General features: G+C 39.7%; 7 protein-coding genes. All 7 read left to right on the forward strand.

The window, feature by feature from the left end; translation table 11 throughout:
- The first annotated feature begins 111 nt into the window (after positions 1–111).
- On the forward strand, positions 112–3198 hold the full coding sequence (locus tag EZ456_RS03970; RefSeq protein ID WP_165501235.1) for a SusC/RagA family TonB-linked outer membrane protein: 3087 nt from the start codon (positions 112–114) through the stop codon (positions 3196–3198).
- A gap of 29 nt (positions 3199–3227) precedes the next feature.
- Positions 3228–4934, forward strand: coding sequence for a RagB/SusD family nutrient uptake outer membrane protein (locus tag EZ456_RS03975; RefSeq protein ID WP_205945019.1), 1707 nt, complete (start codon positions 3228–3230; stop codon positions 4932–4934).
- 82 nt (positions 4935–5016) lie between these two features.
- Positions 5017–7476, forward strand: a complete 2460-nt coding sequence (locus EZ456_RS03980) for a glycoside hydrolase family 95 protein (protein ID WP_131527526.1) — start codon at positions 5017–5019, stop codon at positions 7474–7476.
- Between the two features lie 152 nt (positions 7477–7628).
- Positions 7629–9317 (forward strand): alpha-L-fucosidase, encoded by a 1689-nt coding sequence (locus EZ456_RS03985; RefSeq protein ID WP_165501236.1) that lies wholly within the window; start codon positions 7629–7631, stop codon positions 9315–9317.
- Positions 9318–9400: 83 nt separating this feature from the next.
- Positions 9401–10414 carry a winged helix-turn-helix domain-containing protein gene (locus EZ456_RS03990; RefSeq protein WP_165501237.1) on the forward strand — a complete coding sequence of 338 codons (1014 nt, stop codon included), beginning with the start codon at positions 9401–9403 and terminating at the stop codon, positions 10412–10414.
- A 10-nt stretch (positions 10415–10424) separates the two neighbouring features.
- The gene (locus EZ456_RS03995) at positions 10425–12026 is read left to right on the forward strand and encodes a glycoside hydrolase family 43 protein (protein ID WP_131527530.1); all 1602 of its coding nucleotides are present in this window, start codon (positions 10425–10427) and stop codon (positions 12024–12026) included.
- A gap of 330 nt (positions 12027–12356) precedes the next feature.
- Positions 12357–15473: a SusC/RagA family TonB-linked outer membrane protein gene (locus EZ456_RS04000; RefSeq protein WP_131527532.1), complete on the forward strand. Its 3117-nt coding sequence runs from the start codon at positions 12357–12359 to the stop codon at positions 15471–15473.
- Positions 15474–15491: the final 18 nt, after the last annotated feature.

The raw sequence follows: 15491 nt of genomic DNA on the forward strand, positions 1-15491 counted from the left end.
ATTTATTCTGAAATTTAGATTGTTAACTAAGCGTTAATTTTAATGCTGCAACGCTGGGGTTCCGCCAGTTTGCAGTCAAAGGTTATCGCCACTAAATCTAACCAAATTATTATGATGAGTAAATCAAAACTTTATTATTTGCATAGCTGTAAAATTACAGGTATTGTACTATTGCAAATGCTGCTTTTGTTCGGTTACGCTTTCGCCCAAACCAGTGTTAGGGGGACCGTAACTGATGTTAAGGGAGGTGCTCTCCCGGGGGTGTCTGTTAAGATAAAAGGAACCCAATCGGCAACCTCTACAGATGGAAATGGTAAATATTCCATATCTGTACAACCATCGTCGGTTCTGGTATTTTCATTTATCGGTTCAGAACCCAAAGAAGTAACGGTTGGTAACCAAACCACCATAAATGTAACTCTTGAAGAAAGCCAAAATTCGCTTACTGATGTAGTGGTTATTGGTTATGGTACCAAGAAAAAGATCGATTTGACTGGTGCCGTAAATTCCATACAATCTGAAGAAATTACCAGAGCAAGAGCTACGAATGCTCAGGAGGCTATTCAGGGGCGATTACCAGGTGTTGATATTAAACGTAGCTCTGGTAAACCAGGTGCTGATTTTAGTATCGAAATCAGGGGTGCAAACTCCATCACCGGTAACACGCAGCCATTGTATGTTATCGATGGAATTCCAGTTGGGCAAAATGGCAGTGCAACTAATCCGATAAACGACATCAATCCATCAGATATTGAACGTATTGATGTATTAAAAGATGTTTCATCAACAGCTATTTATGGTTCCAGAGGATCAAACGGAGTGATTTTGGTTACCACCAAACGTGGTTCAAAAGGGACTACAAAAATAACTTACGATGCTTTCCTGGGTATTGTAAATCCTTACAATCTGCCTCCGGTAATGGATGGACCAACCTTTGTAAACTATGTTCGTGATTATTTTTATGAATTACCAAGAGCTTCTGCCATCAGAAATAATCTACCCATTCCAACAACACCTATTGCAGATAATACCATATTCTCTGCAACTGAATTAAGTAACATTGCCAATGGCACTTATACCGATTGGATTGATTTAATTAAAAGAAATGGTATTTCTTCCAACCAAAATTTATCAATTAATGGTGGTGACAATAAAACCAACTACTTCATTGCTGCGGGCTATCAGCTTTATCAGGGTACAATGAAATCAGAAAGCACCAAAAAATACACATTAAAAGCTGGTTTGGATAAAACCTTAAATCAAACCTTTAAAGCAGGAGCATCCATTTACGCTACCTTCGCAGATATACGCCCGGGAAGTTCTGAAGCCTTTAGAAGTGCCTACCGCCTCCGCCCAACAGGTAGTGCATACAACGCAGATGGAACGGAACGTTTTTTTGCTTACGAAACAGAAGCACAAATCACCAATCCATTGTTCGATTTTAGAAATGAGATCAGACAACAACAATATCTGCATGTTTTACCCAATGTTTATGCAGAAGCAAATATTATCAAAGGATTAAAAATACGTACTTCTTTTAGTCCGGATATCACCATACAAAAACAAGGTCAGTTTAATGATACCTTTTCCAAATCGAGATTGGGTACGCTGCCAAACAGTGCGTCAACAGCAGCCAATCAATGGGTTAATTATACTTGGGATAACTTACTGGTTTATAACAATCAAATTGGAAAGCATAAGTTTGATGTAACCATTGGTAACTCTTTTGAATACCATCAACAGGATTTTACATCCAATTCTGCAACAGGGCTTCCTTTTAATTCTTTATGGTACAACCTGCAGTCGGCGACAACAATAAATGGAATTGCCCCGGTAATTACAGTAGGTAGTGGCTATAATCAACAGAATATTACTTCTGTTTATGGAAGAGCAAATTATACTTACGATGATAAGTATCTTTTTACCGCCACTATGCGTGCAGATGGGAATTCAATATTCGCACCCGGACGTAAATGGGGTTATTTTCCATCAGGTGCATTTGCCTGGATAGCCAGTAAAGAAAGCTTTTTAAGCAATGTAAAAGCGATAGATTTATTGAAGTTTAGATTCAGTTACGGAAAATCTGGAAATGCTGCATTAAGTACTTTCATACAGCCCTATTTTACACAATCACAACTCAATCAAACAGTATACGATTTTAATGGAAATGGTGCCAATGGATTTTCGCCTGCCTTTGGAAATCAAAGCTTAACATGGGAGAAAACCGATGAATACAATTTAGGTTTGGATTTGCAAATGTTAAAGAACAGAATTGGGTTACAATTGGATTTGTACCGTAAAACAACAGATGGTACACTTTTAAATCAACAGATTCCGCTCGCTAATGGTTATCCAAATACTCGAGCTAATCTGGGCGTTATCCGTAACCAGGGTATTGAAGTTGGTATCAATACGGTAAATGTTCGCTCTGATAAATTTACCTGGAATACAAGCTTTAACTTTGCCATTAACAGTAATAAAATTCTTGAATTATACGGCGATGGTAAAAATGATATAGGAAATGGGTTTTTCATCGGAGAGAAATCCAGGGTAGTTTATCGTTATAAAGTTATCGGAGTATGGCAAAATGAAGAACTTGCTGCGGCTAAAGGATATGGTAGAATCCCAGGACAATATAAAATTGAAGATTTTAGTGGGCCAAATGGTGTTCCTGATGGTAAAATTGATCCAAGCGACAGACAAATTATCGGCAGTGATATGCCTAAATGGTTTGGTGGTTTAACCAGCACGATGAACTACGCTAATTTTGATTTTAGCATTACGCTGTACACCCGTCAGGGAACTTTCGAAAATAGTGTTTTTCTGGAACAAGCCATGAACGGTGATCAAACCCGGGCGCGTTTCGGAGCTTTCGACAGAGATTATTGGACACCAACTAATCCAAGTAACACTTGGGCAAACACAGCTATCGAAATCGATGGCGAGGCCAGAACTGTTGCTCAATTTCAGAACAGTTCGTATACAAAAATCAGCAATATGACATTGGGCTATACTTTGCCAAAAAAAATGTTGAATAAAGCTGGCATACAAGGGTTTAGGGTGTATGCTAATGCCTTTAATCCTTTCGTTTTTACAAAATTTATTGGCTGGGATCCCGAAAATCCAAGTGGAAACTCTTTCCTCAACCAGGATTTTAGAACGCGAACTTTTATGTTCGGTTTAACATTAACATTATAAACAGCTGTCATAATTTAATTCTAGATATGATGAAAAATATAAGCACAAAATACATACTGATTGGTGCATCGGCATTAATACTAAGTATAACAGGCTGTAAAAAATTTACGGATGAATACAATCCTGCAAACCGCACAGCCGAGGGCTACTACGATAAATTTTCGGGATTTGAAGATTTATCCAAATCAAATTATGCCACACTAAGAGGTATAGTTAACTTTCCTACTTTTTTTAATTTAGGTACAGATACCTACAGCACAGCAAATATTAATGATAATAATGGGGAAAACCTGTATAATATCAATCTTAATTCGCAAAATGGAAGTGCGGGTTCACTGTACGGTCAACTTTATTCGGCAATTAATATTGCAAATAATACTATATACTGGGCAACACAGGTAACAGATGGTAATGCCGCAACAGTTAATACTAGAGTGGCAGAGGCCAAAGCCTTAAGGGCCTTTTACTATTACTATTTAGCAGAAACTTTTGGAGATGTGCCATTGGTTATTACACGTACAACTGCTCCTACCTTAGCATACACCAGAACACCAGAAAAAGATATTTATGATCAGGTAATAAAGGATTTAAATGAGGCCATAGCTGTATTGCCAGCTACAACGCCAGATTTTGGTCGTGCTACTAAAGGCTTTGCTCAACACTTGCTTGCGAAGGTTTATTTAACAAGAGGTTATAAGTCGTACGGAGGTGGTAATGCCGATTTTACACAGGCTGCTGCACTTGCTGAAGCTGTAATCGGTTCTGGAACTTATGCATTAAAAACTAAGTTTTCTGATCTATTCGATCCAACAGTTCCTAATTATCAAAGTAACAATGAGGTGATTTTTTCTGTTCAATACAGTACAAATGTTTTATTTAATGGTGGTGGCAATACCTTGCAACAATGGTTTCTTTGGGATGTGCAAAACGCTGCTCTGTTAGGAAGAAGTGTATTTTATGGTAAAACCAATAATGCAATAGCGCCTGTTCCTTACTTTTTTAGTTTGTTTAATAAAAATAGCGATAGCCGCTATCAGGCTACTGTTTACGATGCTGTGCTTGCACAGGTAGCTGGATCTTTTAATGGTAAAACTTATGCAGTTGGCGATACTTTAATCTATTATCCGATTGTGCCATTCACAGCAGCACAAAAAGCATTAAGAAAATATATCGTTATCAATCCGGATGAATACAGAACATCTCCATTTCTTAACGGTGTGCGAAACTATCCACAATTTAAAAAATTCCGCGATCCTTTTGTAAGTGGCTATGTAGATAATGGCGGTGCAAGAGATACCTATGTGTTCAGGTTGGCAGAAACCTATTTGCTTGCAGCAGAGGCTTATGTAAAACTCAATAACCAAGCTAAAGCTTTAACTTACATGAACGTTTTAAGAACACGAGCAGCTAAAACAGGAACCAATCCAGTAACCGGAGTTTTATATGCAACAGAAATGCAATATGCTGGTACTGTAACTTTAGATGCCATACTGGAAGAGCGAGCCAGAGAGTTGGTTGGCGAAGAATTTAGATGGTATGAATTAAAAAGAATGTATGAAAGCGTTGGCAACTTATCGACCAACAAACTACTTACGCGGCCTATATTGTATAATGATGAGCTAAAGGCAGCAGAAGCAGGTAGAACAATTTTAGATGCGAAATTTTTATTGAGGCCAATTCCTCAAAGGGAAATAGATTTAAATAGAGGATCGTTTCCGCAAAATCCTGGATATTAATTATTTTAACATAAACTTTGGCCTTGTGTTAAAGTTTATGTTTTTTCCTTTGCGTTGTATTTTAACTTTAATATTCCATTTTATGTACAAATTTTGTTTGCTCAGCCTAGTTCTAATCGTTTTAAATTTTAATCAATTATTTGCCCAAAAACAACAACTTTGGTACAATAAGCCTGCAAAACAATGGACAGAAGCATTACCTGTCGGCAACGGAAGATTGGGGGCAATGGTTTTTGGTGGAGTAAAAGAAGAACTGCTTCAACTTAACGAGGCAACCTTATGGTCGGGCGGTCCGGTAAAAGAAAATGTAAATCCAAATGCTTACAGCCATTTGGCTCAAGTTCGAGAGGCGTTATTTAAAGAAGATTATGAATCGGCCAGAAAACTCACACAAAAGATGCAGGGTGTGTATTCTGAAAGTTTTTTACCGCTGGGTGATTTAAAAATCAAACAAAAGTTTGAAAACGAGCAGGTATCAGCTTACAAGCGTGATCTGGATATTCAACGCGCCATCGCAACAACAAGTTTTACAGTTAATGGGGTCAGTTATAAGCGGGAAGTTTTTTCAAGTGCGCCAGATCAGGTTATCGTGATGAAAATTTCTGCAAGCAAACCCAAAATGCTTAACCTTTGTATTAGTACTAGTTCGCAGATTATATTTACTAAAAGTGTGCTACCTGGTCATGTTTTGTCGCTAGGCGGAAGAGCACCAATACATGCAGATCCAGTTTATGTTAAAAATACCAAAGATCCAATTCGCTATGGAACCGGGAAAGATTGTGCCGGAATGCCCTACGAGCTATTGGCAAAAGCAATTAGCAATGATGGAAAAATTGTACTGGATACAGCTGGAATTACCGTAAGCAATGCGACAGAAGTATTAATTTATCTTTCTGCTGCAACAGGTTTTAATGGTTTTAACAACTGCCCAAATTTAGATGCCCAAAAATTAGCTAAAGATAAATTAAATTTAGCCAGCACAAAAACTTGGGATGCGTTATTGATCGCACATTTAAAAGACTTTCAAAAATACTTTAACCGGGTATCGTTTAAATTAAATGCTGACGAAAAATCTAAAACAAATATGCCTACTGATGAAAGGTTAGAGGCTTACACCAAAGGCGAATCCGATTCGGAGCTGGAAGCTTTGTATTTTCAGTATGGCCGCTATTTATTAATCAGCAGTTCGAGAGTTGTGGGCGTACCCGCAAATTTACAAGGTATCTGGAACAAAGAAATGCGACCGCCTTGGAGTTCTAATTATACCACAAACATTAATGTGCAAATGAATTACTGGATGGCAGAAAATTGTAATTTGTCAGAAATGCACACCCCGCTTTTTGGGTTAATTAAAAACCTTTCGGTAACAGGGAGCGAAGTTTCATCTTCATTTTATAAAACCAGGGGTTGGGTTACGCACCACAATAGCGATATATGGGCATTGGCAAACCCAGTAGGCGATTTAGGCTCTGGCGATCCAAAATGGGCAAACTGGCCTATGGGTGGCGATTGGTTAACCCGTCATTTATGGGAACATTACCAATATACACAAGACAAAGCTTTTCTGGCCAGCACAGCCTATCCATTAATGAAAGGTGCGGCAGAGTTTACCCTCGATTGGCTTGTTCCCGATAAAGAAGGATATTTAGTGACTGCGCCGTCTTTCTCTCCAGAAAATGATTTTATTTATGGAAATAAAAAGGTTGGACAAGTATCAGTAGCAACTACAATGGATATGGGAATCATCAGAGATCTTTTTGATAATCTGATTGACGCAAGTAAAATTTTAAACATCGATAAAGCCTTCCGAGATACTTTAATCGCGAAGAAAGCCAAACTGTTGCCTTACCAAATTGGTAGCAAAGGGCAGCTGCAAGAATGGAATAAAGACTATGAATCTCCAGATCCGCATCACAGACACGTTTCTCATTTATTTGCCTTATATCCTGCGAATCAAATTTCACCGCTAACTACACCAAAATTTGCTGAAGCAGCAAAAAAGACTTTAGAATTGCGTGGAGATGATGGTACAGGATGGAGCTTGGCCTGGAAAGTAAACATGTGGGCCAGACTTTTAGACGGCGATCATGCTTATAAACTTTACCGAAACCTATTTAGAATTACTCGGGAAAATGGAACCAATTATGGTGGCGGCGGTGGCATCTATCCGAACATGTTCGATGCTCATCCACCATTTCAAATCGATGGAAATTTCGGTGGGACATCGGGCGTAGCCGAAATGCTAATGCAGAGCCAGGATGGATACATCCACTTATTACCAGCCTTGCCAAAAGTATGGAAAGAAGGAAAAATAACCGGACTCATGAGCAGAGGTGCATTTACCGTGGATATAAAATGGGTAGCTGGTAAGCTTAAAACCGCTACAGTAACCCCAAAAAAAGCTGGTCTCTGTAAAATTTTATCAGCCCAAAAATTGAAAATAAATGCAATGGTAAATGCTAAAAATATAAAAACAATGAATGGTTATATGCTTGAATTTAAAGCAACAGCAGGTCGGGTATATACGCTCTCTGCAATGTAGGTAACCATAATTTTTTTTGAAGAAATTTAATTTAACAATATAAAAATTCAGTATGGTTAAGGAAACATTTTGTACCAGGTATTCCACCAGATGAAATTGATAGGTGAAAAATCTACATTAATTCTAATAGCTTATAAATTAAAAATACACAAATGAAAAAAATAGCATTTACTTTAATGGCATTGTTTTTTTTGATGCAGACTTACGCACAAAATACAGCACCTAAATTGGTTGATGAAAAGAAAATGGAGTGGTGGAAAGAAGCAAAATTTGGAATGTTTATCCATTGGGGCCTTTACGCCGTGCCTGCAGGTGTATATCAGGATAAACCAGTTAAGGGTATTGGGGAATGGATCATGAACACAGCTAAAATCCCTGTAGCAGAATACCAGAAATATGCACCACAATTTAATCCAGATCAATATGATCCTGAAGCCTGGGTTAAAATGGCGAAAGATGCAGGAATGAAATATATCATCATTACTTCAAAACACCATGATGGTTTTGCCATGTTCGATTCGAAAGTTACCAAATGGGATATTATGGATTCATCACCATATAAAAAAGATATTCTTAAGCCGCTGGTAGAAGCATGTAGAAAAGCCGGCATAAAAATCGGGTTTTATTATTCGCAGGCCCAGGATTGGACACATCCCGGAGGTGCTGTAAGCGGTGGTGCCTGGGATGAGGCGCAAAAAGGCAATTTCGATACTTATCTAGACAAGGTGTCTATCTCACAGGTGAAAGAAATTTTGTCTAATTACGGAGAACCCGATATTTTGTGGTGGGATACACCGCAAAATATGACACCTGAACGTGCAGCTAAATTTGAAGCCATTATTAAATACCATCCGAATCTGATCACCAACAATAGGTTAGGTGGAGGTTACAACGGAGATACCGAAACACCGGAGCAATTTGTTCCGTCAACTGGTTTTCCGGGGCGCAATTGGGAAGCCTGTATGACTATTAACGATACATGGGGCTTTAAATCAACCGATCACGATTGGAAAAGCACCAAAACCCTGATTCGCAACTTAACCGATATTGTAAGTAAGGGTGGTAACTTTCTGCTGAACGTTGGGCCCGATGCTCGCGGACAAATCCCCTCAGCCAGCATAGAACGTTTGGCCGAGATGGGTAAATGGATCAAGGTAAATCAGGAAGCTATTTACGGTACAACCGCAAGCCCTTTTCCTTATCTATCCTGGGGCAGGGCAACGCGTAAGCAGCAAAAACTTTACCTCCATGTTTTCGACAATCCGAAAGATGGTAAGCTAAAAGTTCCTATGTTAAACAAAGTAAAGAAAGCTTATCTCTTAAGTGATGTTGCAAAAGAATTAAAAACCAAAAGGTCGGGTAAAAATTTAGAGATTATGTTGCCAGGGCAGTTGCCTGATACCATTAATACGGTTGTAGTGCTCGAATTTATTGGAGAACCCGATGTTGCGCCATCGCCCGTTAAAGGTAAAAATATAACAGCATCATCAGAACAGCCAGGTGCGAATGCAAAAAATCTTTTGGATGCCAACAGGTTAACCAAATGGGAAGCGGCTAAGGGGCAGAAAGACGCCATTTTAGAAATAGACCTGGCTAGAAATTTTAACATATCAACCTTAATAATTGATGAACCATGGCATCCATGGGAAGATAAAAAACAGGAAATTACGCTGGAATACAAAAAAGGTGAGGCCTGGTTACCGGTAGTGAAAACCACAACCGGAGGGATTGGATTTACTAAGAATTTTGAACCAGTTACTGCCCGTTACTTCAGGCTTAACCTGCACAACGGACAAACACAACCAACTCTTTTAGAGTGGCAGTTGTACGGGCCTGAATAATGGAACCCACGAAATGGATTTGATATAAGCCACAGAAATTACGGTCGTTTTTGGAACAGGCCCAAATAATAATGAAAATTGACATGATAGATTATAGAATTACGATTAAAGACGAAGATAAGGTTACCAAGGTACGGCAGATCGTAAACCGGATGACCCATGATATAGACAAAGGGATTTTAAAAATAAATACCCAGGTAGCCTCTATCAACGAGTTTAGCAAGTCTCATCACGTTGCAAGGGAAACTGTAGAGAAGGCCTATAAAATTCTACATAAAAATGGATATCTGGTTTCTGTCCCGGGAAAGGGGAATTTTGTCGGGAAAGGTCAAACTCAGGCGATAAAAATATTGATGATCCTAAATAAAATGAGCCCTTATAAAAAAGAAGTTTATGAATCCTTTATTGAAGAACTCGGAGATAAGGCACATGTTCATCTGGAAATACATCACTACAATCCCAAAATCTTCCGTGATATCATTCATGATAACCATGGTAAATATCATTATTATGCAATTATGCCTCATTTTTATTCGGGAACAGACGAGCAGGAATACATAGAGATATTAAAGGATATTTCGCCGAATGAGCTGGTGATTCTGGATAAGAGAATCAATCTTGATGGCAGATTTATCTCTGTCTTTCAGGATTTTGAAATGGATATTTTCGAGGCTATGGACAAGAATGCAGAACTGTTCTCAAAATACTCGGTTATAACAGTTGTTTTTCCTGAAAATGACCACCATCCCTTAGAGATCACCTCGGGGGTTAAAAAATTCTGTGAACTTTACAGAAAGCGTTTCGATATTATATCCGATGTTAATAAAATGGAACTATTGGCAGGACAGTGTTTTATTACGCTGACCGAAATAGATCTTGCTAGGCTGATTAAAAAATTAAGAGCAACCAATTTAAGTGCTGGCCACGATATTGGTATCGTTTCTTTTAATGAAACTGTTTTTAAAGAGTTATTGGAAATAACTGTGGTTTCTACCGATTTCTCGGCTATGGGGCGGACTGCTGCAAAGATGATTGTCGGCAAAAAGTTTAAACAGGTTCGCAATTCTTTTAATTTTATTAAGCGCGCGTCGCTTTGATTTTTTAATTATGGAACAGCTATTTAAGGGCATATTTTTTTGTGTCATCTTTGGCCTCTCATCACAATATGTACAGGCTCAAGAACATAATCAAAATGTGAAATGGGGGTACTGGGAAAAATGGGGCGACCAGGGAGATGGAACTTATAACAATCCATTACTTCCGGCCGATTACAGTGATATCGACTGTATCCGTGTGGGGGATGATTATTATGCAATATCTTCTACTTTTCAGTATTCTCCCGGCATGGTTATCCTCCACTCTAAGGATCTGGTAAATTGGACAATTGCCGGACATGCTGTAAATGATGTATCGAAGATCTCCCCTAAATTGAATTGGGACAGGATGGATAGTTACGGGAAAGGGATCTGGGCCGGATCAATCAGGTACCATGCCGGCAAATTCTTTATTTATTTTGGAACGCCTGACGAGGGATACTTCATGACCTCCTCGAAAAATATCAAGGGACCTTGGTCACCATTGGTTAACGTATTGGCCGAAAAAGGTTGGGATGATTGCTGTCCTTTTTGGGATGACGATGGTCAGGCTTATCTGGTGGGAAGTAATTTCGCCGATAACTATAAAATCCACTTATTTAAGCTGAGCCAGAACGGCGAAAAAATTGTTGAAGGGTCAGATAAGGTGATCTATCAGTCCAAAGGTAGTGAGGCCAATAAACTCTATAAAATTAATGGTCTATACTATCATTTTTTTAGTGAAGTAAAAGCAGGTGGACGGGTCGTAATGATCAGGAAGGGCAGCACAATATCAGGTCCTTACGGTCCTGCTAAACAGATCGGGCATGCGCAGAAAAATTTTCACGAACCTAATCAGGGCGGAATCGTAAATGCCGTTAATGGTAAATGGTATTTTCTCACGCATCATGGCTCTTCCGGAGACTGGTCGGGACGTAATATGAGCCTGTTGCCCGTTAATTGGGTAAATGGTTGGCCAATATTGGGTAAGGTAGGGACAGATACTATTGGAAACATGGTTTGGGCCGGCAAAAAACCGGTGGCAGGCAGAAAAACCTTTCCACAATCCAGTGATGATTTTAACCAGGCTGAAATTCAGCCGCAGTGGGAATGGAACTATCAGCCCAGGACCGAAAAATTCTCTCTGAAAGCACGCAAAGGGTGGCTAAGGCTTTGGGCATTTAAGCCTTTAGAAAAGGATAATCTGCTAAAAGCCGGAAATACCTTAACACAACGTACCATGCGGACAACACAAAGCGAGGCAATTGTGAAATTAGATCTTAAAGGGGTAACAGATGGGCAAAAATGTGGTATAACCCACTTTGGTGCTCCTGAATATTCTTCATTTGGAGTTGCCAAAAAAAACAGCGAGTTGATTGTTGTACTAAACCTGAAAAATAAGGTTGTTTATGGTCCCAAAATTTTGGACAAAATTTTATGGCTAAAATCAACATGGGGGTCTGACGGCCGAAGTCAATATTATTATAGTACCAATGGTACAGATTTTATTGCCTTTGGCGACCAGTACCAACTGGAATGGGGCAGCTATCGCGGCGACCGTATCGGTATTTTTAACTATAATAATGATGAAGCATCGGGATATGTAGATGTTGATTATTTCAGATATACATACTGATTTAAACAGCCTGTGATCTTGGTATTGCTTGTTACAAGAGAATTCGCTTTGTAGTAGGTTTCAACTAAATTTTGCTCTTCTGATTTTTGGAAATCCTGCGGAGCTTGGCGGTCCATTACAAAGTGGAATTCCCCATACAAAGTATCTTTTGCGATACGCGGCTCCAGTTGTAATTTTTTATTGAATTAGGCTGTAGATGGTCAGTATTTGCTTAAAAAAATCAATTTGGATATGGTAATGCTCAAATTATGCATTTTTTTAGCGTGCTTCCGACATTAATTTTGATTAAAAAAACTAATCAATCATTAGTCGCTAACCAGATAACAGATTATGAGAATTTCTACATCAATCTACCTTAAAACAAAAGGTAGGCCCCATTATTTGATTGCGCTTTTTGCTTTGGCAATCAGCCTGTTTATTTCCCAGCCATTATGGGCGCAAACACCGGCCTTTACCGTTTCTGGTAAGATCAGTTCTACCATGGGCGAGACACTTCCAGGTGTAAGTGTGAGCGTTAAGGGTGGCCAAAATGTAACCACATCAGATGCAAATGGCAGTTATAAAATTACGCTTTCAAGCCAAACGGCAACACTGGTTTTTTCTTATGTAGGTTTTAAGTCCCTTGAAGTGCCCGTTAGTAATAGAACAAGCATTAATGTTCAGTTGGTAGAGGACAGCAAAGCCCTGGATGATGTTGTGGTGGTAGCCTATGGCAGTACCACACAGAGAAGTTCTACCGGTGCATTGCAGACGGTGAACGCAAAAGAGCTTCAGGATATCCCTGCAGCTCAGATCACACAAAAGCTTCAAGGAAAACTTGCAGGCGTACAGATCAATCAGGCATCGGGTAAACCAGGCCAGGGGCTACAGGTACGTATCCGGGGCGGTGCATCTATTTCAACAGGGGCCGGGCCTTTATATGTTGTTGATGGTTTCCCTATCGCTGGCGATATCAGTAACATTAATCCAGATGAGATCGAAAATATCACAGTTTTAAAAGATGCGGCCTCAACTTCGTTATACGGTTCGAGGGCGGCTTTTGGCGTAGTTGTTGTAACGACCAAAGCTGCCAAATCTGGCCAGACCAATATTTCGGCAAGTGTTTATACAGGCACTCAGCAAGTACCACAGAAAGGCCGGCCTGATATGATGAATGGTACAGAATGGGCGCAGTTTAAAAAAGAATATTACGAGGATTTAGGGCAACCAGTACCTGTTCCGCTTCAAAATCCGACGCAATATGGAGAAGGTTATGATTGGTACGACGCCATGTTACGTTCTGCGCCTTTAACAAACTACAGCATTTCATTAAATACCAATAAAGAAAACTTCAGCAGCTCGATTGTTGCCGGCTATTTTAAGCAGGATGGGGTACTTTTAAATTCAGGTTACGAACGTTTTTCAGTTCGCCTCAACTCGCTCTTTAAAGTGAACGATCAGATTAAAGTAGGTTTCAATCTTGCACCTACACACACCGTAAATAATTCACCATCAACCGATGGGATGTTTTTTGGTGGCGGCGGTTTAATTAACAATGCGCTTTTAACACCGCCTGTTCTTAATTATCAAAATCCTGACGGTTCTTATCCGGTCACCGTTACCACAGCTGGTATTACGGCTTTTCCTACACCTAATTGGGTAAGGTCTATTCAGGATATTACCAATAAAAGCAAAGACAACAGAATACTGTCCAACGGTTACGTAGAATACGAGCCGATCAGCAAGTTGGTGCTAAAATCCAGTATCAATGTAGATTTTGCACAGTCACTGTTCCATTCTTTTCAGCCTTCTACAGCTTCGCGGGCTTTCGCTTCAACGCCAAGTCCACTTTCTGCAGGATTATTTGATTCAAACTATCAATACCAGTCCTGGCTGTCGGAAAATACAGTTAATTACTCAAAACAGATCAATGATCACGGATTTGATGTTTTGGCAGGTTTTACCAAGCAAAAATACCGTAGTGATTACAGTACCATCAGTGGATCTAATTATCCCGATGATAGGATCGAAACCATAGCTGGGGCCCTGATCAAAAATAATTCTACCTCCGATATACAGGAGTGGAGCCTTACTTCATTTCTGGCACGCTTGAACTACAACTATAAAGGCAAATACCTTTTCGCTGCAAGTATCCGCCGTGACGGTTCTTCACGGTTCGGATCGGCAAATAAATGGGGGAATTTCCCTTCGGTATCTGCGGGATGGGTTTTAAGCCAGGAATCATTTTTACGCGATTTGAAACTGGTATCATTCTTTAAAATCCGTGGAAGTTATGGGGTTACTGGAAATAACAATATTGGCAATTATACACAGTATGCTACAGTATCGAGTGGCGTAAACAGTCCGTTCGGTTCTACAACGGCAAGTGGTGTAGCGGTAACCAATTTAGGGAACGACGTGTTGGGATGGGAAACAACTAAACAGTTAGACCTTGGGATTGATCTTTCCATATTAAATAACCGTATCAACTTTACTTATGATTATTATAGCAAAAAAACCTCCGACCTGTTGTTCTCTCTGGCCGTACCGCGCGAATCCGGCTTCTCCTCATTCACAGGGAATGTTGGTGAAATAAAATTCTGGGGACACGAGTTTGCCATTAACTCCAATAACCTGGTCGGTAAATTTAAATGGAACACCAATTTTAATATTGCTTTCAGCGACAATAAAGTACTGGCGCTGTCTTCGCTGAGCGACCGTTTGTATACCGGAAATGGCACAGCGAGATCAATCACCCAAGTTGGACAAAGGATAGGACAGTTCTGGGGACTAATCCAGGATGGGGTATATAAGGATCAGGCAGATTTTAACAGTTCTCCAAAAAGCGTCAATTCACAGGTGGGTACTATTAAGTTTCGCGATCTTAACGGCGATGGCGTAATCAAATATGGTGATGAGGAAGGCGACAGAACAGTGATCGGCAATCCGTTCCCAAAATTTGTTTTCGGACTGACAAACAGTTTTACTTATAAAAACTTTGACTTCACCGTGGTTGCAAGTGGATCGTACGGCAATGATATTGCAAGAATGATGGATGAGGGAACAACAAACCTTGACGGTGTGTTCAACGTACTTAAAGAAGTGAAAGACCGATGGCGCTCGCCACAAAATCCAGGTGCTGGTAAATACGGAAAAACAACCGCATCAACAGGAGATGACCGTGCCCAGTTCCATACCCGCTTTGTTCAGGATGGAAGTTATCTGACCATCAAGAACATTACCCTGGGTTACAGCCTTCCCGTAGAGAAGTTAAAAGTATTAAAGAGTGTACGCTTTTACGCGAGTATACAGCAGGCCTTTGTTTTTACTAATTACGATGGTATAAACCCGGAAATTGGTACCGATCTTAATGGAAATGCACCAAATTCGCTGTCGCAGGGTCTTGATTTTTCTGCCTACCCGGTTCCAAGGACATTCACTTTCGGGTTAAATGTAAATTTTAAATAATCAAATTACTATTAAATC

Origin of the sequence: Pedobacter psychrodurus (genome assembly GCF_004331735.1) — a bacterium.
Classification (GTDB): Bacteria; Bacteroidota; Bacteroidia; order Sphingobacteriales; family Sphingobacteriaceae; genus Pedobacter; species Pedobacter psychrodurus.

Excerpts from the sequence above, each read along its gene's own strand:
- EZ456_RS03970 (WP_165501235.1), top strand. The coding sequence starts at position 112 with ATGATGAGTAAATCAAAACTTTATTATTTGCATAGCTGTAAAATTACA.
- EZ456_RS03975 (WP_205945019.1), top strand. The coding sequence starts at position 3,228 with ATGAAAAATATAAGCACAAAATACATACTGATTGGTGCATCGGCATTA.
- EZ456_RS03980 (WP_131527526.1), top strand. The coding sequence starts at position 5,017 with ATGTACAAATTTTGTTTGCTCAGCCTAGTTCTAATCGTTTTAAATTTT.
- EZ456_RS03985 (WP_165501236.1), top strand. The coding sequence starts at position 7,629 with ATGAAAAAAATAGCATTTACTTTAATGGCATTGTTTTTTTTGATGCAG.
- EZ456_RS03990 (WP_165501237.1), top strand. The coding sequence starts at position 9,401 with ATGATAGATTATAGAATTACGATTAAAGACGAAGATAAGGTTACCAAG.
- EZ456_RS03995 (WP_131527530.1), top strand. The coding sequence starts at position 10,425 with ATGGAACAGCTATTTAAGGGCATATTTTTTTGTGTCATCTTTGGCCTC.
- EZ456_RS04000 (WP_131527532.1), top strand. The coding sequence starts at position 12,357 with ATGAGAATTTCTACATCAATCTACCTTAAAACAAAAGGTAGGCCCCAT.